This window comes from Romboutsia sp. 13368 (genome assembly GCF_018336475.1).
Lineage (GTDB): Bacteria > Bacillota > Clostridia > Peptostreptococcales > Peptostreptococcaceae > Romboutsia.
Window position 1 is genome coordinate 782,791 of the sequence record NZ_CP048741.1, and the last position, 703, is coordinate 783,493.

Here is a 703-nt window from a genome sequence, read left to right on the forward strand (position 1 = left end):
TATTTTAATATATGTCGAAATATAATATATTTTGAAAATGATAGTGAAAGGAAGTATAGTATGGAGCATATAAGATTTAAGCCAGATGAATTTAAGCTAGTGAACTTTATAAGTTATTATAATGATAATGTTGAAGAGTTATTATCTGAATATCCAAAGGATGTATCTAGAATATGTTTAATAGATAGAGATTATATGGATGTAATAACTTATGATGAGGATTATGAAAATATAGAAGATGTAAATGATTATATAGAACTTTTATTAAATGGAGAAAATGCACTTTTATTCCCTATAGGAAAAACATATGAAGGTTGTGAAAAAGTTGAATTTATAGATGGTAAGAAGTATAGCCTTAATCATTATATGGATGATATATATGAAGATGATAGTACAATAAAAGATATAGGAGAATTAAGTTTAAATGTAGATAACTTAATTGGATTATTGTTTGATTTTGAAGACGAAGATTGCGAAATAGTAATATCTTTAGTTGACTTAGAACATGGAGGAGGAATATCTAATCCTAGAATAAGAGAAGTTGACGATAGTGGAGATGTAGAAGAAATATTAAAAGAGTTTATAGATAGATTTAGTGAATAATTAATAGGAGATAGCTTATATCAAATAAGCTTATCTCCTATTTTTAGTTATAAATAACATAAAAATATCACACAATAAATAAAAAATGAGATATAAATTA

The 703-nt window shown here is 24.2% G+C and carries 1 protein-coding gene; it reads left to right on the forward strand.

Annotated elements, in window-relative coordinates; translation table 11 throughout:
- The first annotated feature begins 60 nt into the window (after positions 1 to 60).
- Positions 61 to 603 (forward strand): hypothetical protein, encoded by a 543-nt coding sequence (locus G3997_RS03170; protein WP_296647994.1) that lies wholly within the window; start codon positions 61 to 63, stop codon positions 601 to 603.
- The last annotated feature ends 100 nt before the right edge of the window (positions 604 to 703 follow it).